The sequence below is a fragment of the Micromonospora sp. WMMD1128 genome (genome assembly GCF_027497235.1).
In the GTDB taxonomy this organism is placed as follows: domain Bacteria; phylum Actinomycetota; class Actinomycetes; order Mycobacteriales; family Micromonosporaceae; genus Micromonospora.
The window spans coordinates 3,339,940-3,364,346 of sequence record NZ_CP114902.1 but is presented as its reverse complement, the minus strand read 5'-3'; the positions used below and the strand labels follow the sequence as shown (position 1 = coordinate 3,364,346).

The 24,407-nt window shown below is 73.9% G+C and carries 19 protein-coding genes; 15 read left to right on the top strand and 4 right to left on the bottom strand.

The window, feature by feature from the left end; all coding sequences use genetic code 11:
- Positions 1-8: 8 nt before the first annotated feature.
- Entirely contained in the window at positions 9-437 is a 429-nt protein-coding gene (locus O7602_RS15415; protein WP_281589937.1) for an OsmC family protein, read from the bottom strand.
- A gap of 76 nt (positions 438-513) precedes the next feature.
- The gene (locus O7602_RS15410; protein WP_281589936.1) at positions 514-1,461 is read right to left on the bottom strand and encodes a serine/threonine-protein kinase; all 948 of its coding nucleotides are present in this window, start codon (positions 1,459-1,461) and stop codon (positions 514-516) included.
- A gap of 167 nt (positions 1,462-1,628) precedes the next feature.
- Between O7602_RS15410 and O7602_RS15405 the strand changes: the two genes are divergently transcribed.
- The 5 genes from O7602_RS15405 to O7602_RS15385 are packed head-to-tail and all read left to right on the top strand — an operon-like array spanning position 1,629 to position 8,293.
- On the top strand, positions 1,629-2,384 hold the full coding sequence (locus tag O7602_RS15405; protein ID WP_281589934.1) for a response regulator transcription factor: 756 nt from the start codon (positions 1,629-1,631) through the stop codon (positions 2,382-2,384).
- The gene (locus O7602_RS15400; RefSeq protein ID WP_281589932.1) at positions 2,362-3,897 is read left to right on the top strand and encodes a HAMP domain-containing sensor histidine kinase; all 1,536 of its coding nucleotides are present in this window, start codon (positions 2,362-2,364) and stop codon (positions 3,895-3,897) included. The genes O7602_RS15405 and O7602_RS15400 overlap by 23 nt, the downstream gene beginning before the upstream one ends.
- A 45-nt stretch (positions 3,898-3,942) precedes the next feature.
- Positions 3,943-6,258 (top strand): glycosyltransferase family 39 protein, encoded by a 2,316-nt coding sequence (locus tag O7602_RS15395; protein ID WP_281589930.1) that lies wholly within the window; start codon positions 3,943-3,945, stop codon positions 6,256-6,258.
- 3 nt (positions 6,259-6,261) lie between these two features.
- Positions 6,262-7,485 carry a glycosyltransferase gene (locus tag O7602_RS15390; protein ID WP_281589928.1) on the top strand — a complete coding sequence of 408 codons (1,224 nt, stop codon included), beginning with the start codon at positions 6,262-6,264 and terminating at the stop codon, positions 7,483-7,485.
- Between the two features lie 58 nt (positions 7,486-7,543).
- Positions 7,544-8,293 (top strand): helix-turn-helix domain-containing protein, encoded by a 750-nt coding sequence (locus O7602_RS15385; RefSeq protein ID WP_281590327.1) that lies wholly within the window; start codon positions 7,544-7,546, stop codon positions 8,291-8,293.
- A 16-nt stretch (positions 8,294-8,309) separates the two neighbouring features.
- Here O7602_RS15385 and O7602_RS15380 read toward each other — a convergent pair whose 3' ends face one another.
- Positions 8,310-8,708, bottom strand: coding sequence for a VOC family protein (locus O7602_RS15380; RefSeq protein ID WP_281589927.1), 399 nt, complete (start codon positions 8,706-8,708; stop codon positions 8,310-8,312).
- Between the two features lie 183 nt (positions 8,709-8,891).
- Between O7602_RS15380 and O7602_RS15375 the strand changes: the two genes are divergently transcribed.
- From O7602_RS15375 to O7602_RS15360, 4 genes are all read left to right on the top strand, one after another.
- Complete coding sequence (locus O7602_RS15375; protein WP_281589926.1) at positions 8,892-9,041, top strand: hypothetical protein; 150 nt, start codon at positions 8,892-8,894, stop codon at positions 9,039-9,041.
- Positions 9,042-9,045: 4 nt separating this feature from the next.
- Entirely contained in the window at positions 9,046-10,461 is a 1,416-nt protein-coding gene (locus O7602_RS15370; protein ID WP_281589924.1) for a methyltransferase domain-containing protein, read from the top strand.
- Positions 10,454-12,496 (top strand): sulfatase-like hydrolase/transferase, encoded by a 2,043-nt coding sequence (locus O7602_RS15365; RefSeq protein ID WP_281589922.1) that lies wholly within the window; start codon positions 10,454-10,456, stop codon positions 12,494-12,496. The genes O7602_RS15370 and O7602_RS15365 overlap by 8 nt, the downstream gene beginning before the upstream one ends.
- Before the next feature lie 197 nt (positions 12,497-12,693).
- Positions 12,694-13,977, top strand: a complete 1,284-nt coding sequence (locus O7602_RS15360) for a citrate synthase (RefSeq protein ID WP_281589920.1) — start codon at positions 12,694-12,696, stop codon at positions 13,975-13,977.
- Between the two features lie 180 nt (positions 13,978-14,157).
- On the opposite strand, the gene O7602_RS15355 is transcribed toward O7602_RS15360, so the two are convergent.
- Positions 14,158-15,555 (bottom strand): glycosyltransferase family 4 protein, encoded by a 1,398-nt coding sequence (locus O7602_RS15355; RefSeq protein ID WP_281589918.1) that lies wholly within the window; start codon positions 15,553-15,555, stop codon positions 14,158-14,160.
- 291 nt (positions 15,556-15,846) lie between these two features.
- On the opposite strand from O7602_RS15355, the gene glgX reads away from it, so the two are divergent.
- The 6 genes from glgX (at position 15,847) to O7602_RS15325 (ending at position 24,376) form a co-directional block, all read left to right on the top strand.
- Complete coding sequence (gene glgX, locus O7602_RS15350; protein ID WP_281589916.1) at positions 15,847-17,967, top strand: glycogen debranching protein GlgX; 2,121 nt, start codon at positions 15,847-15,849, stop codon at positions 17,965-17,967.
- 2 nt (positions 17,968-17,969) lie between these two features.
- On the top strand, positions 17,970-20,270 hold the full coding sequence (gene treY, locus O7602_RS15345) for a malto-oligosyltrehalose synthase (RefSeq protein WP_281589914.1): 2,301 nt from the start codon (positions 17,970-17,972) through the stop codon (positions 20,268-20,270).
- Complete coding sequence (gene treZ, locus O7602_RS15340; protein ID WP_281589912.1) at positions 20,267-22,000, top strand: malto-oligosyltrehalose trehalohydrolase; 1,734 nt, start codon at positions 20,267-20,269, stop codon at positions 21,998-22,000. The genes treY and treZ overlap by 4 nt, the downstream gene beginning before the upstream one ends.
- A gap of 329 nt (positions 22,001-22,329) precedes the next feature.
- Positions 22,330-22,635, top strand: a complete 306-nt coding sequence (locus O7602_RS15335) for a hypothetical protein (RefSeq protein WP_281589910.1) — start codon at positions 22,330-22,332, stop codon at positions 22,633-22,635.
- A gap of 56 nt (positions 22,636-22,691) precedes the next feature.
- The gene (locus O7602_RS15330; RefSeq protein ID WP_281589909.1) at positions 22,692-23,303 is read left to right on the top strand and encodes a DUF6518 family protein; all 612 of its coding nucleotides are present in this window, start codon (positions 22,692-22,694) and stop codon (positions 23,301-23,303) included.
- A 173-nt stretch (positions 23,304-23,476) separates the two neighbouring features.
- Positions 23,477-24,376, top strand: coding sequence for a hypothetical protein (locus O7602_RS15325; protein ID WP_281589907.1), 900 nt, complete (start codon positions 23,477-23,479; stop codon positions 24,374-24,376).
- Positions 24,377-24,407: the final 31 nt, after the last annotated feature.

Below are 24,407 nucleotides of genomic sequence, written 5' to 3'. Positions count from 1 at the left end.
CCGGCCGCTCAGTGCCGGCCGTTCTCGGCCGGGGTGACCGTGAGCCGGTGACGGCTCGGGTCGCCGCTGGAGAACGGCCAGAGCTGGTCGGCGTTCGCGACCAGGTCGGCAAGCTGCTCGCGGGTGAGCCCGGCCGAGGAGATCTCGGCGTGCACGTCGGCCCGGTAGCGGCCGTCGTCGTCGCGGCCCAGCCGCGCCTCTGCGGTCACCTGCACGGTGTGCGCCTCGTCGGTGATCTTCCCGGCGGCCTCCACCGCGGCGTGGTGCAGGCAGGAGGCGAACGCGGCGGCCAGGAGCTGCTCCGGTGTCAGGCCGGTGCAGTGCGGCGCCAGCGGGGACGCCAGGGCGGAGGAGAGACCGCCGTCGTCGGTGCGTACATGACCGCCCGCCGCGGTCGCCGTGGCCGTCTCGGTCAGCCAGGAACTCGGATCCGGCATCGCGTTCCTCCCGTCACTCACCGGCGGGCGTTCCCGACCGCCGACCGGCGAAACCGCCGCCGATCAGGGAGTACGCTCAGCGCACCCGACCGCTTGTGGCTGCCTCCAGGGCCATCGCCTCGGTCGCCTCCGCGGCGGCCCGGCGGGTCCACGGCGACACCTCCGGGGCGCGCTGCCGGGGGAGCAGCACGGTCATCGGCACGTAGATCCGGGCGTCGACCGCCTCGGCCAGCAGCAACGCGGCCATCGCGCTCGTCGGGCGCGCGGTCGGGTCGGAGTCGAGGCAGCGCTCGCACAGCTCGGCCACCTCCGACGGCAGCCCGGGGACCTCCGGCAGGGGCCGGGGCGGCCGGCGGCGGCGTACGCCGAGCAGTTGGGTGGCGCTGTCGGCGTCGTAGGGCAGGCGGCCGGTCAGGCAGTAGTAGAGCAGCACGCCCAGGGCGTACATGTCGGCGGCCGGGGTTGCCGGTTGCCGGTCGAGCTGCTCCGGAGCCAGGTAGGCCGGGGTGCCCACCACCATCCCCTCCGGCGTGCGGTCCGGCGCTCCGGCCGGGGTGGCGATGCCGAAGTCGAGCACCTTCACGCCGGACGGCGTGAGGATCACGTTCGCCGGTTTCACGTCCCGGTGCACGATGCCGTGGCCGTGCGCGGCGGCCAGCGCGGCGCACACCTCGGCGCAGACCCGCACCGCGATGCGCCAGTCCAGCGGGCCGGCGCGCAGGTGTGCGGCGAGCGTCTCCCCCTCGGCCAGCTCCATCACGATGTACGGGACCGGCCGCCCGTCCGGCAGCGTGGCCGTGCCGAAGTCGTGCACGCTTGCGACGTTCGGGTGCACCAGTCGCGCCGCCGAGCGGGCCTCGGCCCGGATCCGCTCCACCGAACCGGCGTCGCCGTCCAGGCCGGGTGAGATCAGCTTGATCGCGACCGTGCGGTCCAACACCCGGTCGTGTGCCCGCCACACCTCGGACATGCCACCCAGCGCGGCTCGCTGTTCGAGCTCGTACCGCCCGCCCAGCGTCCTCATCGAAAACTCCCTGCCGTCATCCGGTCCCCCCGAACCCGCTACCCACGCCCCGAGCTGTGCAAACCGCGAGGGGTGTACGGCGACCGACCCGCCCGGATGCGCCGCGCGCCACGGGCACAGCTGGTACACAGGATCGGGACAGCGCCGGTACAGCGGGTGCGCCCACGATGGGGAGCATGGTCATGAACGGGCAGGCCGCGCAGGGCCGCATCGAGCTGCGCCGACCCGACGGTGAGCCGGTGCGGGTGTTGGTGGTGGACGACGAGCCGACGCTCACCGACCTGCTCTCGATGGCCCTGCGCTACGAGGGCTGGCAGGTGGCCGCCGCCGGCAACGGGATGGCGGCGATCAGCACGGCCCGCCAGTTCCGGCCGGACGCCGTCGTGCTCGACGTGATGCTGCCGGACCTGGACGGGTTCCAGGTGCTGCGCCGCCTGCGCGAGCAGTCACCGAGCGTGCCGGTGTTGTTCCTGACCGCCCGGGACGCGGTGGAGGAGCGCATCGCCGGGCTCACCGTCGGCGGCGACGACTACGTGACCAAGCCGTTCAGCCTGGAGGAGGTGATCGCCCGGCTGCGCGCCCTGCTGCGCCGCACCGGGTTCGCGGTCGCCGCGCGGGAGGAGGCGGTGCTCACCGTCGGCGACCTCAGCCTCGACGAGGACAGCCACGAGGTACGCCGCGGCGACGACCTGATCACGCTCACCGCCACCGAGTTCGAGCTGCTGCGCTACCTGATGCGCAACCCCCGCCGGGTGCTGAGCAAGGCGCAGATCCTGGACCGGGTGTGGAACTACGACTTCGGCGGCCAGGCGAACGTGGTCGAGCTCTACATCTCGTACCTGCGCAAGAAGATCGACGCGGGCCGGACACCCATGATCCACACGCTGCGTGGCGCGGGCTATGTCCTCAAGCCCGCACAGTGACCTCGGCGGGCGGCTGCGGCGGCGGCTGGCCGGCTGGTCGCTGCGCCGCCGCCTGGTCCTCTCCGTGGTGGCGCTGCTGGCGCTGGTGAGCGTCGGCATCGGCGGCCTGACCACGGTCGCCCTGCGGCACTTCCTGATCGGCCAGATCGACAACCAGCTCACCTTCGGCGACCGCAGGCCGGCCGACCTGGAACGCTGGGCCCGCCGCGGCGTCGACCCGACCCGGCCCAACCAGGTGGCCCCGCCCGTACCGCCCGCCGGCGAGACGGCGCCGGCGCCGCCGGGAGGCTTCCCGCCGGGCTCGATCGCGGCCAGGGTGCCACCCACCGGCGGCCCCTCCGGGCAGGTCCGGACCGAGAGCGGCGCCACCGAGTCGGTGTCCGCGGCCGACCTGGCCGACCTGGCCACGGTGACCCCCGACGACCGTCCCCGCACGGTCGACGTCGGGGCCCGGGGAGACTTCCGGGCCATCGCGGTGACCTCCCCGCGCGGCGACGGCGACGTGCTGGTCCTGGCGATCCCGACGGCCCAGGTCGACGAGACCGTGATGTGGATGCTCGTGGCCCAGGCCGGGGTCATCGGCGCCGGCCTGGTCATCGCCGGCGGCCTCGGCGCGTTGATCGTCCGGGGCACGCTCCGCCCGCTGAACCGGGTCGCCGCGACGGCCGCCCGGGTCACCGAGCTGCCGCTGGACCGGGGCGAGGTGGCCCTGTCGGTCCGGGTGCCGGCCGCCGACACCGACCCGCGTACCGAGGTCGGGCAGGTCGGCGGCGCGCTCAACCGGATGCTCGGCCACGTCGCCGCCGCGCTCGCCGCCCGGCAGGCGAGCGAGACCCGGGTACGCCAGTTCGTCGCCGACGCCAGCCACGAGCTGCGCACGCCGCTGGCCGCGATCCGGGGTTACGCCGAGGTGGCCCGGCGTGGCCGGCAGGAGGTGCCGCCGGACGTGGCGCACGCGCTGCGCCGGGTCGAGTCGGAGAGCACCCGGATGACAAGCCTCGTCGACGACCTGCTGCTGCTCGCCCGACTGGACTCCGGCCGTCCGCTCACCGCCGAGCCGGTCGACCTCACCGCGATGGCGGTGAACGCGGTGAGCGACGCGCACGTGGCCGGACCGGAGCACCGTTGGCAGCTCGAACTGCCCGACGAGCCGCTCACCGTCACCGGCGACCCCCACCGGCTGCACCAGGTGGTGGGGAACCTGCTGGCCAACGCGCGGGTGCACACCCCGGCCGGCACCGCCGTGACCACCCGCCTCGCGGCGGTCCCGGACGGCGTCGAGCTCCAGGTCACCGACGACGGACCGGGCATCCCGGCGGACCTGCAGGCGGAGGTGTTCGAGCGGTTCGCCCGCGGGGACAGCTCCCGTTCCCGGGCGCACGGCAGCACCGGTCTGGGCCTGGCCATCGTGGCCGCCGTGGTGGAGGCGCACCACGGCCGGGTCGAGGTGGCCAGCGATCCCGGCCGCACCGCGTTCACGGTGTGGCTGCCGCGATCCACAGCGGACGCATAGGTCGTTCACGGGGGCGGGCCAGCGGGCGCTCCGAAGCTTGCCGGCATGGACAGAACCGAGAGCCTGCTGACCGGTGGCCCGGGCGCGACCGCCCCCGAGACCGGTCCGCCCGCGACCGATCCGGCCGCCCACCCCGTACCCCGGCCGACGCCGACCCCGGCGGACCCGCCGGCCGGTCGTGACCCGCGCTGGGCCCGCCCGGCCCTGCTCGCCCTGCTGGTGACGACCGGGCTCCTCTACCTGTGGGGCCTGGGCGCCTCGGGATGGGGCAACGCGTTCTACTCCGCCGCGGTGCAGGCCGGCTCGGAGAGCTGGACGGCGTTCCTCTACGGCTCCTCGGACGCGGCCAACTCGATCACCGTGGACAAGACGCCCGCCTCGCTCTGGCTGATGGCCCTCTCGGTGCGCGTCTTCGGGCTGAGCAGTTGGTCGATCCTGGTGCCGCAGGCGTTGCTCGGCGTCGCCTCGGTCGGCGTGCTGTACGCCTCGGTGCGCCGCTGGTACGGCCCGGCCGCCGGGCTGCTCGCCGGTGCGGTCCTCGCGCTCACCCCGGTGGCGACGCTGATGTTCCGGTTCAACAACCCCGACGCGCTGCTGGTGTTCCTGCTGGTGGCCGCCGCGTACGCGACGGTGCGGGCGGTCGAGACGGCGAGCACCCGGTGGCTCGCGTTGGCCGGCGTGCTCGTCGGCTTCGGCTTCCTCACCAAGATGCTCCAGGCGTTCCTGGTGCTCCCGGTCCTCGCCGGGGTCTACCTGCTGGCCGCGCCGACCGGCCCCGGACGGCGGATCCGCCAGCTCCTGCTGGCCGGTCTGGCCGTGCTGGTCTCCGCCGGCTGGTGGGTGGCGCTCGTGGAGCTGGTGCCGGCGAGCGCCCGCCCGTACATCGGCGGCTCGCAGCACAACAGCATCCTGGAGCTGACGCTCGGCTACAACGGCCTGGGCCGGATCACCGGCGACGAGGTGGGCAGCGTCGGCGGGGGCGGCCGGCCGGGCGGCGGAGGCGGGGGACCGTTCTCCGGGCAGGCCGGCCCGCTGCGGATGTTCGACACCGAGGTCGGTGGGCAGATCTCGTGGCTGCTGCCGGCCGCGCTGATCCTGCTGGCGGCGGGCCTGTGGCTGGCCGGGCGGGCGGCGCGTACCGACCGGCGGCGGGCCGGCCTGCTGCTCTGGGGCGGCTGGCTGCTGGTCACCGGGTTGATCTTCAGCTTCATGTCCGGCATCTTCCACGCCTACTACACGGTCGCCCTCGCGCCGGCCGTCGGCGCGCTCGTCGGCATCGGGGTCACCATGCTCTGGCGGGCCCGGACCGCGTCCGGCCGGTGGCGTGGACACGTCGCCACGCTGATCCTGGCCGGCACGCTCGCGATCACCGTCTGGTGGTCGTGGCGCCTGCTCGGCCGTACCCCCGACTGGCACCCGTGGCTGCGCCCCACGATCCTGGCCACCGGCCTGACGACGGCCGCCCTCCTGCCCCTGCTCGACCTCCGCACCCCCCGGCCCCTTCCAGTGATCAAGGAGTTCGCGTCGGGAAGCGAGTCGCGCGGCGACGCGAACTCCTTGATCACCCCGGGTCGGGGCGCGCGGCGGTGGACGCGGTGGACGCGGTGGGGGGTGGCCGGGATCGCGGCGGTGGGGGTGGCGGTGGGGATGGCGGGGCCGGCGGCGTACGCCTGGCAGACCGCGTCGACCCCGCACACCGGTTCGATTCCCAGCGCGGGTCCCGTCGTGGCGGGCGGCTTCGGTCCCGCCGGCCGGGGTGGCTTCCCCGGTGGGCGGAGCCCCGGCGGCGGGGAGCTCCCCGGATTCCCCGGCGGCGGCAACGGCGCGTTCCCCGGCTTTCCCGGCGGCCAGGACGGCACCGGCCAGAACCGCGGCACCCGACAGGACGGCGGGTTTCCGGGCTTTCCGGGCGGCGGCCAGGCTCCGGGCGCCTCCGGTGGCCGGGACGGCGGCGGCACGGGCCAGGACGGGGGTCGCGGCACGCCCGGCGGCGGCATGGGCGGACTGCTCGACGCCCGTGAGCCGAGCGCGGAGATGACGGCGCTGCTCAAGGCCGACGCGACGGACTACACCTGGGTCGCGGCCACGGTCGGTTCGAACAACGCGTCCGGCTACCAGCTCGCCACCGGCGAACCGGTGATGCCGATCGGCGGCTTCAACGGCAGCGACCCGTCGCCGACCCTCGAACAGTTCCAGCGGTACGTCGCCGCCGGGAAGATCCACTACTTCGTCGGGGGCGGCGGGTTCCGGGCCAACGGCGGCAGCAGCGCCTCGGCCGAGATCGCCGCCTGGGTGGCCGAGACCTTCACCGCGACCACCGTCGACGGGACCACCGTCTACGACCTGAGCAGCGAGGGCTGAGCCATGACACGTACGCCTGAGTCCCGGGCCGCGGTGCACGCCCGGCCCACCGCCGCCACCGCCGTGTTGGACGTGGTGGTCCCGGTCTACAACGAGGAGGTCGACCTCGGCCCCTGCGTGCGGCGGCTGCACGCGCACCTGACCGCGCACTTCCCGTACCCGTTCCGGATCACGGTGGCTGACAACGCCAGCTCCGACGGCACCTGGGCGGTGGCCGAGGCGCTCGCCGCCGAGCTGCCCGAGGTGGGAGTGCTGCACCTGGCCGAGAAGGGGCGCGGACGGGCGCTGCGGGCGGCCTGGTCCGCGTCGCCCGCGCCGGTGCTCGCGTACCTGGACGTGGACCTCTCCACCGACCTGGCCGCGCTGCTGCCGCTCGTCGCCCCGCTCCTGTCCGGCCACTCCGACCTGGCCATCGGCACCCGGCTGGCGCGGGCCAGCCGGGTGGTCCGGGGCGCCAAGCGGGAGGTGATCTCGCGGGGCTACAACCTGCTGCTGCGTGGCGCGCTCGCGGCGCGTTTCTCCGACGCGCAGTGCGGCTTCAAGGCGATCCGCGCCGACGTGGCGGCCGAGCTGCTGCCGCTCGTCCAGGACACCGGCTGGTTCTTCGACACCGAGTTGCTGGTCCTGGCGCAGCGGGCCGGGCTGCGGATCCACGAGGTGCCGGTGGACTGGGTGGACGACCCGGACAGCCGGGTCGACATCGTCGCCACCGCCCTCGCCGACCTGCGCGGCATCGGACGGCTGGGCCGGGCGCTGCTCACCGGCGCGTTGCCGCTGGCCCGGTTGCGCTCCCAGCTCGGCCGCGCGCCGCTTCCGGCGCCGGCGGCGCAGGTGCCGGTCGGGCTGCCCGGTCAGCTCGCCCGCTTCGCCGCCGTCGGGGTGGCCAGCACGCTGGCGTACCTCCTGCTGTTCGTGGTGGCCCGCGGCCCGCTCGGGGCGCAACCGGCGAACCTGCTGGCGCTGCTGCTGACCGCGGTGGCGAACACGGCGGCCAACCGGCGGCTCACCTTCGGCGTCACCGGTCGCCGGCACGCCGGGCGGCACCACCTCCAGGGGATGCTCGCGTTCGCGCTCGGCCTGGCCCTGACCAGCGGGGCCCTGGCCGTCCTGCACGCGACCACGAGCGCGTCCCGGGCCGCCGAGCTGGCCGTGCTGGTGACGGCCAACCTGGCCGCCACCGCGCTGCGCTTCCTCCTGCTCCGCCTGGCCATGCACCACCGCCGCTGACCGGCCCGGCGCGTGCCCGCCAACCTCGTGATCGACGTGAGGTGGCAGGGTGGGCGTGGTGTACCGGGAACGGGAGGCGGTGGGTGTCCGGCGGGCCGTGCGATGGGCGAGCGTCGCGTCCGGCGGCGGGCCGGTGCGGGTTCTGCCGGACGGCTGCCTGGACCTGCTCTGGTCCAGCCGGGTGGGGCTGCTCGTGGCGGGACCGGACCGCACCGCGCAGGTGGGCCGCTCGGCGCCGGGGGAGCGGTGGATCGGGTTGCGCCTGCCCCCGGCTGTCGGGCCGGCCGTGTTCGGGCTGCCCGCCGAGGAGTTGCGGGACCGCCGCGTCCCGCTCGCCGACCTGTGGGGTCGCGCCGCCGCCGACCTGGCCGAACGGATCGAGGCGGCGGCGGCCGACCCGACCGGTCCGGCTGCCGCGCTGACGGTGGCCGGCTGGTCGGCGGCGGGCGCCGCGATCCTGGAGGAGGTGGCGCGCGGGCGGCTGCGGGCCGCCGGCGGGCCGGACCCGCTCGGCGTCCGGGTGGCCGCCCGGCTGGCCGCCGGGGCGACGGTCGCCGCGACCGCCGCCGAGGTCGGCCTCGGCCCGCGTGCCCTGCACCGGCGCAGCCGGGCCCTCTTCGGGTACGGCCCGAAGACGCTCGCCCGGATCATGCGGATGGGCCGTGCGCTGGGCCTGGCCCGGGCCGGCGTGCCGCTCGCCGAGGTCGCCGTGCGGGCCGGGTACGCCGACCAGGCCCACCTCACCCGCGACGTGCGGGAGTTGGCCGGGGTGCCGCCGACCCACCTGCTCGCCCCGCCCGTCGACTGACCGGTGCGGCCCCGGCTCAGTCGGTGGCCAGCGGCGCGAACAGGTCGACGCCGTTGCCGTCCGGGTCGTGCAGGACCGCGTACCGCTGGCCCCAGAAGGCGTCCCACGGCGGCAGTTCCCCGTGGTGGCCGGCGGCGGTCAGCTCGGCGTACCTGCGGTCCACCTCGGCCGGGTCGGCGCAGCGGAACGCGAGGCTCATCCGGGGGCTGCCGGTGGGCGGCGTGAAGCCGGGATGGAAACTCCGGATCGTCTCGACGGTGTCCCAGGCCAGCCGTACGCCGTTGGGCAGGGTGATCTCCACGTGCGGTTCCGTCTCGGCGCCGGCCGGGACCGGCAGCCCCATCCGGCGGTAGAAGTCGAGGGTGCGGGCCATGTCGGTGACGACCGTCCCGACGAGGTCGAAGTGCGCTGTCATGTCCGCCACGGTAGGTGCACGCGGGGCCGGCCGTCTTGAACGGATCGGACGGGCGAGGAGTGTCCGGTGTGCCCGCGCGTATCCGGTCGACCGCGTACCGTAGGGGATGAGTCCGTCTTTTTGCGGAAATAAGCTCGCATACCGGGCGGACAGCGATGAACCGGCGAAGGAAGGAAAGCAGCCGTGACGCACCTGGCCTACCTGGACGCGGGATCCGGCAGTCTCATCGTGCAGGCGGTGGTCGGCGGGGTGGCCGGCGTGGCGGTGACCGCCAAGCTCTACTGGCGGCGCCTGGTGACCCGGTTCCGTCGCCAGCCCACCGACCGGGGCTGACGGCGTGACGGTCCCCGACACCCGCGTCCGCGCCGACCCCGGCTCCTTCCGCGACCCCGGCAACCGGGTCTACCACCGGGGCGCGGAGGTGCTGCGCGGGCTCGACGAACGATCCGCCCGCGACTGGCAGGCGCTGTCCGCCACCGACTTCTTCCGCGACCTCACCGCCGCCGGCCACGTCGTCGGCACCGAGGAGCTGACGCCGACCCCGGTCGACGCGCCCTGGGCCGCGGTGCTGCGCCACGACCGGATCCCGTTCGTCTCGCACCCCTACGAATGGTCGTACGCGATGCTGCGGGACGCGGCGCTGCTGCACCTGGACGTGCTGCGCGCCGCCCTGAACGCCGGCTTCACCACCAAGGACGGCTCGGCCTACAACGTGCAGTGGCGCGGCGCCCGGCCGGTCTTCATCGACGTCGGCTCGTTCGAGGCGCACCGCGACGGCGAACCCTGGGCCGGCTACCGGCAGTTCTGCCAGACCCTGCTCTACCCGCTGCTCATCCAGGCCCACCTCGGGCTGGACTTCCAGCCGTTCCTGCGGGCCCGCGTCGACGGCGTCGAACCGGACCAGATGCGCCGGCTGTTCGCCGGGACCCGCCGCTGGCGCGCCGGCGTGCCCACCCACGTGCACCTGCACGGCGCCATGCAGGCCCGCAACGCGCGCGCCAGCACCAGCGACGTCCGTGCCCAGCTGCGCGCCGCCGGGTTCTCCCGCGAGCTGGCCCTGGCCACGGTACGCGGGCTGACCCGACTGATCCGCCGGCTCGACCACCGGCCCGGCGACACTCACTGGTCGGACTACCAGCGCACCTGCGCGTACTCCGTGCCGGACCGGCAGGTCAAGGAGGCGTTCGTCGACCGGGCGATGGCCGCCACCGCGCCCGGCTCGGCCCTGGACCTGGGCGCCAACGACGGCCGGTACGCCCGGATCGCCGCCCGGCACGCCGCGCACGTGGTCGCCGTCGAGCAGGACCCGGCGGTGGTCGACGCCCTCTACCGCGCCCTGCGCGACGAGGGGGAGCAGCGGATCCTGCCGCTGGTGATGGACCTGGCGGATCCCACTCCGGGCGGCGGCTGGCGCGGCGTCGAGCGGGCCGCGTTCGCCGACCGGGCCCGCGCCGACGTGGTGCTCGCCCTCGCCGTGACGCACCACCTGGCGATCGGCCGGAACGTGCCGCTGCCCGAGGTGGTGGACCAACTCGCCGCGCTCACCGAGACCGGCGGCAGCCTGGTCGTCGAGTTCGTCCACCCCGACGACCCGATGGCCCGCCGGCTGCTGGCCAACAAGCCGGACGGACTCTTCCCGGACTACCGGCCGGAAGTGTTCGAGGCGCTGCTGGCCCGGCACGGACGGGTGGTCGCGCGCGCCGAACTGCCGTCCGGCACCCGCACCCTCCACCAGGTGGTGGTGGGTGGCTGAGGGCACCCTCGCGCCGCCGCGGGAGCGCCCCGCCGGCACCGGGACGCCCCGACGGCGGGTCGCCTGGCGGGCCGAGGCGGCACGGCTGGCGGAAATGGTGGCGCTGATCGGCCTGGTGGTCACCCAGCCGCTGCTGGACGTGCTCGGGCGCAGCCCCGACTTCTTCCTGTTCCACCGGGCCTCCCGGGGCGACGTGCTGCTCCTGGTCGCCCTGATCGCGGTGGCGCCCACGCTGCCGGTCGCGGCGCTCGGCGCGCTGTCCCTGCTCGGCGGCCGGGCCATCCGCGCCGCGGTGCACACCGCGCTCGTCGGGCTGCTGCTCGCCGCGCTCGCGGTCCAGGTCGGCCGGCACCTCACGCCGCTGCGGGGCGTACCGCTGCTGGTCGTGGCCGGCGTGGCCGGCGTCGCCGCGGCGGTCGCGCACCGGCGATGGCGGGCGCTGCGCCGGGTGCTACGGGTGGCCGCCATCGGCCCGGTGGTCTTCGTCGGGCTGTTCCTGTTCGCGTCGCCGGCCTCCGCGGTGGTGCTGCCGAGGGGCGACGGCGGCACGGCCGGCGTGGCCGGGGCGGGAGCCCACCCGCCGGTGGTGATGATCGTGCTGGACGAGCTGCCGCTGGTGTCGCTGCTCGGCCCGGACGGGCGGATCGACGCCACCCGCTACCCGAACTTCGCCGCGCTCGCCGACGGATCGACCTGGTACCGCAACGCCACCGGGGTCAGCGGCTGGACGCCCTACGCGCTGCCGGCGATGCTCAGCGGCGGGTACCCCGACCGGGCGGTGGCGCCGCACTACTCGCAGTACCCGGACAACCTGTTCACCGCGCTCGGCGGCCTCTACCAGATCAAGGCCGAGGAGAGCATCACCCGGCTCTGCCCGCCCAGCCGCTGCGAGCAACCGGCCAGCCCGCCACAGGGATTCGGGGTGCTGGCCCGGGAGAGTGGCAAACTGCTGCGCCAACTCGCCGCGCCGGTGGACAGCCAGGTCGACCCGGAGGACTCCTACCGGGAACAGACCGCCGCCGAGGCCGGACTGGACGCCGCCGAGCCGGTGCCCGACGACCCGAAGTTCCGGTGGGACACCCTCGACGACAACCAGCCCGCCCGGTTCACCTCGTTCCTCGCCGGGCTACGCCCCGCCGACCGCCCCACGCTGCACTTCCTGCACCTGCTGATGCCGCACTCGCCGTGGGCGTACCTGCCGTCGGGGGCGCACTACGACGCGCCGGAGGACCTGCCCAACGACGGCGCCGGCTGGGTGGACCTGGCCCGCGCCCGGCACCTGGCCCAACTCGGCTACACCGACCGGCTGATCGGCGAGACACTGCGTACGCTGCGCGCCACCGGTCTCTACGACCAGGCGCTGGTGCTGGTCACCGCCGACCACGGCGTCAGCTTCCGCCAGGACTGGCAGGGACGCGGGATGGGCGCCATCGACCACGCCGCCAACCAGGTGGCCTGGGTGCCGATGTTCGTCAAGGAGCCCGGCCAGCACGCCGGCCGGGTGGACGACCGCAACTGGGAACACGTCGACCTGCTGCCCACCATCGCCGACGAGACCCACATCCGGGTGCCCTGGCGGATGGACGGCGTCTCCGCCGAGGCCGCCCCGCGCCAGCGGGCCGACAAGCGCTTCTACGACCGGCCCGGGCAGCCGGTGACGATCACCGGCGGGGTGCCCGCGCCGGTGCCGCCGCCCCCCGCCGACCCGCTCGTCGGCAGGCGGGTCGGGAACGCGCCGGCCGGCGGGACGGCCACCGTGGCGAACCGCGCCGCGTTCGACGCGGTCGACCCGGCGCGCGGGCTGCCCGCGCTGGTCTGGGGGACCCTGCCCGACTCGGTGCCGGACGGCACCCGGCTCGCGGTCGCGGTCAACGGGACGGTCGGCGCGGTGGTGCCGGTGGTGCCACCGGACGCCGGCGGGCGGCGGTTCGCCGCGTTCCTCCCCGACGACCGGCTCTTCGTCGCCGGCGCCAACCGCCTCGACCTCTACCGGGTCGACGCCGGGGGCGCGCTGCGCCGCCTCACGCTGTCCTGACCGCGTCCCCGCCGGTATCCGCCCCCGGCCGCTGCCGGTTTCCGCCCCCGGCCGCTGCCGGTTTCCGCCCCGGCAAGTCGGGAATGAGGTGACGCATACCTCACCGCGAAACCACGCCGGGCGTTGTCCCCCGCACCGTGATTACGGTAGAAGCGAAGGCAATTCAACGAAGATCTTGCCGGCGAAGCGAGGAACAGATGACGGAAGTCAAGCTCGACCACCCCGGTGGGCAGCTGTCGATGCCGGTGCAGTCCGCGGTCGAAGGCCCCGCCGGCATCGGGGTGAGCAAACTGCTCAAGGAAACCGGGATGACCACGTACGATCCCGGGTTCGTCAACACCGCGTCCTGCTCGTCCGCGATCACCTACATCGACGGCGACGCCGGGATCCTGCGGTACCGCGGCTACCCGATCGACCAACTGGCCGAGAAGTCCTCCTTCCTGGAGGTCTCCTACCTGCTGATCTACGGTGAGCTGCCGACCCAGGCGCAGCTCACCGAGTTCAGTGAGCGGATCCGGCGGCACTCGCTGCTGCACGAGGAGATGCGCCGCTTCTTCGACGGTTTCCCCCGTGAGGCGCACCCGATGGCCGTGCTCTCCTCGGCCGTGAGCGCCATCTCGACCTTCTACCAGGACAGCCTGGACCCGTTCGACTCCGAGCACGTGGAGATGTCCACCGTGCGGCTGATGGCGAAGGTGCCCACCATCGCCTCGTACGCCTACAAGAAGGCGATCGGCCAGCCGCTGCTCTACCCGGACAACTCGCTCGGCTACGTCGAGAACTTCCTGCGGATGACGTTCGGCGTGCCGGCCGAGGAGTACGAGGTCGACCCGGTGGTCGCCCGGGCGCTGGACATGCTGTTCATCCTGCACGCCGACCACGAGCAGAACTGCTCCACCTCGACCGTGCGGCTGGTCGGCTCCAGCAACGCCAACCTGTTCGCCTCGGTCTCGGCCGGCGTGAACGCGCTGTTCGGCCCGCTGCACGGCGGCGCCAACCAGGCCGTGCTGGAGATGCTCCAGAAGATCCAGGCCGACGGCGGCGACGTCCGCTCCTTCGTACAAAAGGTGAAGGACAAGCAGGACGGCGTGAAGCTGATGGGCTTCGGGCACCGGGTCTACAAGAACTACGACCCGCGCGCCGCGATCGTGAAGAAGGCCGCCCAGGACGTGCTCGACCGGATGGCCAAGCCGGACCCGCTGCTGGACCTCGCGATGCAGTTGGAGGAGATCGCGCTCGACGACGACTTCTTCGTCTCCCGGCGGCTCTACCCGAACGTGGACTTCTACACCGGCCTGATCTACAAGGCCATGGGCTTCCCGACGAAGATGTTCACGGTGCTGTTCGCGCTGGGCCGGCTCCCCGGCTGGATCGCGCAGTGGCGCGAGATGATCAACGACCCGGAGACCAAGATCGGCCGTCCGCGGCAGCTCTACACCGGCGCCCCCGAGCGGCAGTACCTCCCCGCCACCAACCGCTGAGGTGTAAGGCGGGGCCCCCGCTTAACGCCTGCGGTAGAGGCGGGGCCCCTTTTTAACCACCGCCGACGAGTGAGGCCGCCGACCCCGTGCAGGGGTCGGCGGCCTTTCCCGTGCTCCGGAGCGCTGGGGTGTTAAGCGGGGCCCCCGCCTCTACCGGAAGCGTTAAGCGGGGCCCCCGCCTTACCGCAAACCGGCGGCGGTGAGCAGGTTGCCGGCGGGGAGAGCGGGGCGGGTGTGGCCGGCGGCCATGCGCTGTTCGGCACGGGCGGCGGTGAACGCCGGATCGCCGGCGATGGCGGCGGCGTACGCGGCGGCCGTGCGGGACGCGATCGCCGACCAGCCGTACCTCTCGTGCACCATGGCGCGGGCGCGGCGGGCCAGCGCGCGGGCCCGGTCGGTGTCGGCAAGCACCGCGTGGACCGCCCCGGCGAGCGCCTCCGGGTCCTGCGGGGCGAACGTCATCCCGGTGACGCCCGGCTCGACGATCTCGGCCAGCCCGCCGGTGCGCGACACCGCGAGCGGCGCGCCCGCGGCGGCGCCCTCCAGCGCGACCATGCCGAAGGGCTCGTAGACGCTGGGTACCACGAAGCAGTCCGAGGCGGCCATCACCGCGGGCAGGTCGGTGCCGCCGAGGAACCCGGGCATGCGCACCGTGTCGCCGAGTCCGAGCCGGCGCACCTCGGCCTCCAGTTCGGCGCGGTACGGGCCGTCGCCGACGATCACCGCGCGCAGCCCGGGGTGCCGGTCCCGCAGCCGGGGCAGCCCGGCCAGCAGGTGTTGCACGCCCTTCTCGTAGACGAGCCGGCCGGCGAAGGTGACGAGCGGGCCGTCGGCGGCGAAGCGGGCCCGGGCGGCGGCGACGGCCGAGGCGGGCGCCCGCCAGCGGTGCGCCTCGACGCCGTTGGGGACCACGTCGACCCGGGACGGTTCCACGCCGAACAGCGCGCCGACCTCGTCGCGCATGTAGCCGGAGCAGACGATCACCCGGCCGGACTCGCCGGTCAGCCAGTGCTCGACGCCGTGGATGGTGCGGTTCATCTCCGCCGGCAGCCAGCCCTGGTGCCGCCCGGCCTCGGTGGCGTGGACGGTGGTCACCAGCGGTACGTCCAGGTGTTCGCGCAGCGTCATCGCGGTGTGCGCGACGAGCCAGTCGTGGGCGTGGATCACGTCGTACGCGCCGGACTGGGCGGCGCGCAGGGCGGCCCGGGTGAGCGTGTGGTTGAACGCCATGGTCCAGGCCAGCAGCGAGTCGGTGGCGAGGGGGAAGCGCACCGGGTCCTCGGCGGCGCGGACGATCCGCACGCCGTCGGCGTACTCCTCCAGGGGCGCGCCCTCGGCGTGCCGGGTGACGACGGTGACCTCGTGCCCGGCGGCGGCCAGGGCGACGGAGAGCGCGTGCACGTGGCGGCCGAGGCCACCGACGAGCACCGGCGGGTACTCCCACGACAGCATCAGGATGCGCCGGGTCCGGGGCGTGCCGCCGGGCTGCGGCGGCGCGGTCGGGCGGGAGGTGAGGGTGGGCCGGTGGAGCCGGTCCGTCGCGGTGGCGGTCTGCGCGCCGACCCGCAGAGAGGTCACGTCGATCTCCGTCCATGCATGGGGGGACACGCCGGCGTCGGTGACGGCGGGGACAGCGGTGAGGGTGGCCGAACGGCCGGGGTGGACCCGCGCGGGCGCGCGTCCGCGGTCCAGGAAAGTGCATCCGGGCCGAACCCGCATCTTGAAATGGACGATCGTGACGGACGACACCCGGGGCGTTCGGGTCTACCGTCCGAACGGGTGGATTGGTGGCGGGTGCGGCGGGGCATCATCGGCGTGTGTGCCGGCCGCCCGTCCGGTGCGCTCATGATCATGGCCCGAAGGAGCGACATGCAGGTCTGGCCGGGCGACAGTTACCCCCTCGGCGCCACCTACGACGGGATGGGCACCAATTTCGCGATCTTCTCCGAGGTGGCGGAGCGGGTCGAGCTGTGCCTGTTCGACGAGTGGGACATCGGCACCGAGCGGCGGGTCGAGCTGCGTGAGGTCGACGCGTACGTCTGGCACGCCTACATTCCGGGCGTCGAGCCGGGTCAGCGCTACGGCTATCGGGTGCACGGGCCGTGGGATCCCGCCAACGGGCTGCGGTGCAACCCGCACAAGCTGTTGCTCGACCCGTACGCGAAGGCGGTCGACGGCGAGGTCGCCTGGGACCCGGCGGTCTACGACTACGAGGTGGGCGGCGACCCGGACCTGATGAACACCGCCGACTCGGCGCCGCACATGCCGAAGTCGGTGGTGGTGAACCCGTACTTCGACTGGGGCAACGACAAGCCGCCGCGCACGCCCTACCACCACTCGGTGATCTACGAGGCGCACGTGCGCGGGTTGACCATGCGGCAACCGGACATCCCGGAGGAACTGCGCGGCACGTACGCGGCGATCGCCTCGCCGGTGATGATCGAGCACTTCCAGCGGCTCGGGGTGACCGCGGTCGAGCTGATGCCGGTGCACGAGTTCGTGCACGACCACCGCCTGGTCGACCTGGGCCTGCGCAACTACTGGGGCTACAACACGATCGGTTTCTTCGCCCCGCACCACGGCTACTCGGCGCTGGGCCGGCTCGGGCAGCAGGTGCAGGAGTTCCGCGGCATGGTCAAGGCGCTGCACGCGGCCGGCATCGAGGTCATCCTCGACGTGGTCTACAACCACACCGCCGAGGGCAACCACCTCGGGCCGTCGCTGAGCTTCAAGGGCATCGACACGCCGAGCTACTACCGGCTGTCGGAGGAGGATCGGCGGTACTTCGTCGACTACACCGGCACCGGCAACAGTCTCAACGTGCGCAGCCCGCACTCGCTCCAACTGATCATGGACTCGCTGCGCTACTGGGTCACCGAGATGCACGTCGACGGTTTCCGGTTCGACCTGGCCGCCACGTTGGCCCGCGAGTTCTACGAGGTGGACCGCCTCTCCACGTTCTTCGAGGTGGTGCAGCAGGACCCGGTGGTCGGCCGGGTGAAGCTGATCGCCGAACCGTGGGACATCGGCCCCGGCGGCTACCAGGTGGGCAACTTCCCGCCGCAGTGGACCGAGTGGAACGGAAAATACCGCGACACCGTACGCGACTTCTGGCGCGGCGAGCCGGCCACGCTCGCCGAGTTCGCGTCCCGCATCTCCGGCTCCGCCGACCTCTACCAGGACGACGGGCGCCGTCCGTTCCACAGCATCAACTTCGTCACCTGCCACGACGGGTTCACGCTCACCGACCTGGTCTCCTACAACGACAAGCACAACGACGCGAACGGCGAGGACAACCGGGACGGGGAGAGCCACAACCGGTCCTGGAACTGCGGCGTCGAGGGCGACACCGACGACCCGGGCGTGCGGGCGTTGCGGGAGCGGCAGCGGCGCAACTTCCTGGCCACGCTGATCCTGTCGCAGGGCGTGCCGATGCTCGGGCACGGCGACGAGCTGGGCCGCACCCAGCGCGGCAACAACAACGCCTACTGCCAGGACAGCGAGTTGGCGTGGGTGGACTGGGAGCGGGCCGACGACGAGCTGCTCGCGTTCGTGCGGCGGCTCACCGACTTCCGCAACCGGCACCAGGTGTTCCGCCGCCGCCGGTTCTTCACCGGCCTGCCGGTCGGCGGTCGGGCCGCCGGCTCCGGCCTGCCCGACCTGGCCTGGTACACCCCGGACGGCCGGGAGATGACGGGCGAGGACTGGGGCAACGACTTCGGCCGCTCGGTGGCCCTGTTCGTCAACGGCGACGGCATCCCGGAACGCGGCCAGTACGGCCAGCGCCACCGGGACAGCTCCTTCCTGCTGCTGTTCAACGCGCACGACGCGCCGCTGGACTTCACGCTGCCCGGGGAGGAGTTCGGCCCCGGGTGGGAGCTGGTGATCAGCACCGCGGAACCGGATCCGGAGAAGACGACAGTGGTGGAGGCCGCCGGCACGGTCTGCGTACCGGACCGCTCGCTGCTGGTCCTGGAGAGGACGCCCTGACCATGCCCGACGCCCCCCGCTCGACCTACCGCGTGCAGGTGCGCCCCGGTTTCGACCTGGCCGCCACCGCCGACCTGGCCGACTACCTGGCCGGGCTCGGCGTCACCCACCTCTACACCGCGCCCCTGCTCACCGCCACGCCCGGCTCGCCGCACGGCTACGACGTGGTCGACCACCGCGCGGTCAACCCGGAGCTGGGCGGCGAGGCCGGCCGGCGGCGGCTGGTCCGGGCGCTGCGCGCGGCCGGGCTCGGGCTGGTCGTGGACATCGTGCCCAACCACGCCGGGGTGGCCCGGCCGGCGGCCAACCCGGCCTGGTGGGACGTGCTGCGGCGGGGGCGCGACTCGGCGTACGCGGACTGGTTCGACATCGACTGGGACCGGGGCCGGCTGCTGCTGCCGGTGCTCGCCGACGCCCCCGACGCGCTCGACGACCTCAAGCTCGTCGACGGGGAGCTGCGCTACCACGAGCACCGGTTCCCGGTCGCCGACGGCACCGGCGACGGCACGCCCCGGCAGGTGCACGACCGGCAGCGTTACGAGCTGGTGAACTGGCGGCGCGGCGACACCGAGCTGACGTACCGGCGGTTCTTCGCCGTCTCCGACCTAGCCGGGCTGCGGGTGGAGGACCGGGCCGTCTTCGACGCCACCCACGCGGAGGTCCTGCGCTGGGTCGACGCCGGGGACGTCGACGGCATCCGGGTCGACCACCCGGACGGGCTGCGCGACCCGGCCGGCTACCTGGCCTGGCTGCGCGCCGCCGCGCCGGACCGCTGGCTGGTGGTGGAGAAGATCCTGGAGTACGGCGAGGAACTGCCCGACTGGCCGGTCGACGGCACCACCGGCTATGACGCGCTGGCCGCCGTCAGCGGGCTCTTCGTCGACCCGGACGCCGAACCGGACTTCACCGCGCTCGACGGTCGGCTCACCGGACGGCACACCTCCTGGGCGGACCTGACCCACGCCACCAAGCTGGAAGCCGCCACCCGGCTGCTCGCCGCCGAGCTGACCCGCCTCGCCGCGCTCGTGCCCGAGCTGCCCGGGGAGCAGGTCCGCGCCGCCCTGGCCGAACTGGCGGCCTGCTACCCGGTCTACCGCGGCTACCCGCCCGAGGGCGCCCGGCACCTCGCCGCCGCCCGCAGCGAGTCCGGCCGCCGCCGCCCGGACCTGACCGGCGTGCTGGACCAGGTCACCGCCCGGCTCCGCGAGCCCGGCCACGAACTGGCCGCCCGGTTCCCGCAGCTGACCGGCGCGGTGATGGCCAAGGGCGTGGAGGACACCGCCTACTACCGGTGGAGCCGGTTCGTGGCGCTCAACGAGGTGGGCGGCAGCCCCGCCCACTTCGGCGTGCCGCCGGCCGAGCTGCACCGCTTCGCCACCGCCCGCCAGGTGCGCTGGCCGGCGAGCATGACCACGCTCTCCACCCACGACACCAAGCGTGGCGAGGACGTCCGCGCCCGGCTGGCCGTGCTGAGCGAGATGCCGGGCCGCTGGGCCGAGCGGGTCGCCGACTGGATGTCCCGGGCGCCGCTGGCCGACCCCGCGCTGGCCCACCTGCTCTGGCAGACCGCCGTCGGGGCCTGGCCGATCGAGCGGGACCGGCTGCACGGGTACGCCGAGAAGGCCGCCCGGGAGGCGTCGGTCAGCACGAGCTGGGCCGACCCGGACCCGGCCTTCGAGCACCAGATGCACGCCCTGGTCGACCGGATGTACGACGACCCGGAGCTGCACGCCCAGATCACCGCCTTCGCCGCCGAGATCACCCCGGCCGGCTGGTCCAACGCGCTCGGGCAGAAGCTGGTCCAGCTCGCCATGCCCGGGGTGCCCGACACCTACCAGGGCACCGAGCTGTGGGAGAACTCGCTCGTCGACCCGGACAACCGCCGCCCGGTGGACTTCGCCGTACGCCGGGACGTGCTGGCCCGGCTCGACGCCGGCTGGCAGCCGGCGGTGGCCGCCGACGGCGCGGCCAAGCTGCTCGTGGTGTCCCGGACGCTGCGGCTGCGCCGCGACCGCCCGGACCTGTTCGGCGGCTACCGGCCGGTGCCGGCGCGCGGCCCGGCCGCCGCGCACGCGGTGGCGTTCGACCGGGGCGGCGCGGTAGCGGTGGCGACCCGGCTGCCGCTGCGGCTGGCCCGCGCCGGCGGCTGGCGGGACACCACCCTGTCACTGCCCGTTCACGAGTGTGCCGACTTGTTCACCGGACGGGTCTACAGTGGTGCTGAGCTGCTCCTGGATGATCTGCTGAGCACCTATCCCGTCGCCCTCCTCGCGCCCATCGACTTTGTGGAGGCCGCCGCATGACCGAGTTCACGGTGTGGGCGCCCGAGGCCGCCCGGGTACGGCTGCGCCTGCCCGGCGTCGCCGACCACGAGCTGCGTCCGGGGCGGGACGGCTGGTGGCGGGTCGAGGCGCCCGACGCCGGGCCGGGCACCGACTACGCCTTCCTGCTCGACGACGACGAGCAGGCGTTGCCCGACCCCCGGTCGGCTTGGCAGCCGGCCGGCGTGCACGGACCAAGCCGGGTGTACGACCAGTCGGCGTTCGCCTGGACCGACCGCGCCTGGACCGGCCGGCAACTGCCCGGCAGCGTCCTCTACGAGTTGCACGTCGGCACGTTCACCCCGGAGGGCACGTTCGACGCCGCGATCGCCCGGCTCGACCACCTGGTCGACCTCGGTGTCGACCTGGTCGAGCTGCTGCCGGTCAACGCGTTCAACGGCGAGCACAACTGGGGCTACGACGGGGTCTGCTGGTATGCGCCGCACGAGCCCTACGGCGGGCCGGACGGCCTGAAGCGGTTCGTCGACGCCGCCCACGCCAAGGGCCTGGGGGTGATCCTCGACGTCGTCTACAACCATTTCGGGCCCTCCGGGGCCTACGCGCCGCGATTCGCGCCCTACCTCGCCGAGCAGAGCAACACCTGGGGCCGCACGGTCAACCTGGACGGCCCGCACTCCGACGGCGTACGCCGTTACATCGTCGACAGCGTGCGGATGTGGCTGCGCGACTACCATGTCGACGGGCTGCGGCTGGACGCCGTGCACGCCATGCCGGACGGCCGTGCCACCCACTGGCTGGCGGAGGTGGCCGCCGAGGTCGAGGCGCTGTCCACGGCCCTGGGCCGGCCGCTGTCGCTGATCGCCGAGTCCGACCTGAACGATCCGACGCTGATCACCCCGCGCGAGGCCGGCGGCTACGGCCTGCACGCCCAGTGGAACGACGACGCCCACCACGCCCTGCACACGCTGCTCACCGGCGAGCGGCAGGGCTACTACGCCGACTTCGGCTCGCTGGAGTGCCTCACCGACGTGCTGACCGGCGCGTTCTTCCACGCCGGCACCTGGTCCAGCTTCCGCAACCGCAGCCACGGCCGCGCGGTGGACCGCCAGCGCACGCCCGGCCACCGGTTCGTCGCGTACCTCCAGAACCACGACCAGATCGGCAACCGGGCCACCGGCGACCGGATCTCCGCCACGCTTTCGGCCGGGATGCTGCGGGTCGGCGCCACGCTGCTGATGACCGCGCCGTTCACCCCGATGCTGTTCATGGGGGAGGAGTGGGCCGCGACCACGCCGTGGCAGTTCTTCACCAGCCATCCCGAGCCGGAGCTGGCGGTGGCGGTCGCCACCGGCCGCCGACGGGAGTTCGCCGCGCACGGGTGGGCCACCGACGACGTGCCCGACCCGCAGGACCCGCAGACGTTCACGCGGTCCCGGCTCGACTGGGCCGAGCTGGACAAACCCGAGCACCGCGAGATGTACGAGTTCCACCGGCGGCTGATCGCGCTGCGCAAGTCCCGACCCGACCTGTCCGACCCCCGGCTGCACCGGGTGGAGGTGCGTCACGGCGACCAGTTCCTGGTGATGCGGCGCGGCGACACGCTCGTGGTGGCCAACCTGGCCGACCGGCCGCAGCGGGTCAACCTGCCCGGGGTGGTGCGTCGGGTGCTGCTCGCCACCTCCGAGGGCGTCACCGTGATGCGCGACGGCCTCCAACTGCCCGCCGAGAGCGCGGCGATCGTGTCGCTCTGAGCCTCGCGGCTGCGGCGCGGCTTCCTGTCCGCCGATCCGGCTGCGCCGGTCGGACCATTGAGGTTCAGGCCCTGCGTCAACGTGCGTGACCAGGTGTCGGGCTGCTCGCCGCGGGCCGGCGAGGTCGTTGACGCCCTGCCTACAAACTTGATGTCGTGAACGACTCACGCCCGGTGCCGCCCACCCACCCACCCCCCCCCGGGCCGTGATCATGAAGTTGGCGGCATCGGCGGAGATCAACACTGCCGTCAACTTCATGATCACGGCATTGAGGGTGTTTGTGGGGTGGGGGTGGTCTTTGGGGGACGGCTCGAATATTTGGAGGGTGCATGTCCGACGAACTGTGGGGGCTCGCGCACGCCGAGCGGGCCGCCCTCGCCGACGACCTGGCCGGACTCGACGCGGCCCCAGTGGGCGCGGCGCTCGCTGTGCGGCCGGTGGACGGTGGAGGAGGTGGTCGCGCACCTGACCGCGGCGGCGAGCCTCGGCCGGGTCCGCTGGCTGGCGAGCGTGCTGGGCGCCCGGTTCGACTTCGACAGGCCCGGGACTTCACGGTGGCCGGGCGGGTCGCGTACTGCGACGACCTCAGCGGGCCCGGCCTGCCCACCCTGCGGGAGCGCTGCGCGCCGGCCTGACCGTGTTGCCAGGGCCCGCCGCCGCGCGGAAGGGCATACTGAGTATGCTCGCGGACATGCCACCCGCCCGTCACGTCCTGGCGCTCGTCGCCCCCGTCGCCGGTTTCCTGCTCGGCTTCCTCGACTTCGTCTGGATCACGCGGGTGCCGTATCCGTTCGCCGAACTCGGCAACTCCACCGCCACCTGGGCGGTCGCCGCGTTCGCGCTCGGCTGGTGGGCCCGGGCCGGCGCGCTGCGGGCGGCCGTGGCGGGCGTGGTCCTGCTCGTCGTCGCCGTGCCCAGCTACTACCTGGCGGCGACGCTCCTCCAGGGCGACGACCTGGCCGTCATCTGGGCGCCCAGTTCGCTGGTCTGGATGGCGTCCGGCGTGCTCGCGGGCGTGGTGTTCGGCGTCGCCGGCGTCTGGGCGCGGTCGGCCGGGTGGCGGCGGGTGGTGGCGATCGCGCTGCCGGCGGCCGTGTTCGTCGAGGAGGCGCTGCGTTTCGCCGGCCGGGCCCGGACCGGCTACTACCCCGGGGCGTGGTGGAACGTGGCCATCGACCTCGGGCTCGCCGCGCTGGTGGTGGTGCTGGTCGGCCGCTCCGCCCGGGTGCGACTGCAGGCGGCGGTGGTGGCGCTCCCGCTCGCCGCCCTGGGCGCGGTGGCGTTCGGCGCTGTCGGCGGTTGACCTTAACCCGGCCCGGAGGGTACGCGCAGGACAGGCGATGGTATGCCGGTTATTCCGGATATGGAAGGGCGTTGTCGATTACTTAGCGTGGTCGGATCGCCGGTAATGCCGGGTCGCGATGTTACTTACCGTATGGAGGTCATTTCGACAGCTACCTGAACAGGAGCACAACCATGTCCGAGCACAACAGACCCTGGCGGCACGCCATGACGGCCCTCGCCCTCTGCGGCGCCGCCGCGGTCGTGGTGGTCGCCCCCGCCACCCCGGCCTCCGCCGCCGTCCCCGGCCTGGTGCGGATCTCCGCGGTCAGCGCGAACAACTCGAACGACTTCCGGACGGTCACCGCGACCTGCCCGGCGGGCAAGGTCCTCGTCGGCACCGGCTACGAGCTCAACGGCGCGACGGGCGAAGCGGTCGTGGACGATCTGCGGCCCAACGGCGGCGCGGCCACCGCGCCCACCGCGGTGACCGTGGGGGCGTACGAGGCGGACGCGTTCGCCGGTAACTGGAGCGTCACCGCGTATGCGATCTGCGCCAACCCGATCGCCGGGCTGGTCCGGACCACGGTGACCGGCCCGAGCAACTCCAACGACTTCCACAGCACGGTCGCGACCTGCGCGGCCGGCAAAGTCCTCGTCGGCACCGGCTACGAGCTCAACGGCGCGACGGGCGAAGCGGTCGTGGACGATCTGCGGCCCAACGGCGGCGCGGCCACCGCGCCCACCGCGGTGACCGTGGGGGCGTACGAGGCGGACGCGTTCGCCGGTAACTGGAGCGTCACCGCGTACGCGATCTGCGCCAACCCGATCGCCGGGCTGGTCCGGACCACGGTGACCGGCCCGAGCAACTCCAACGACTTCCACAGCACGGTCGCGACCTGCGCGGCCGGCAAAGTCCTCACCGGGGCCGGCTACGAGCTCAACGGCGCGACGGGCGAGGCGGTGGTCGACGACTTCCGGCCCAACGGGAGCAGCGTCACGGCACCCACCTCGATCACGTCGGGCGCCTACGAGGAGGACGCCTTCGCCGGCAACTGGACCCTGACGTCGTACGCGATCTGCGCGACCGCGTAACCCGCGGCGCGGATGCGGGCCGTCCCCGGGC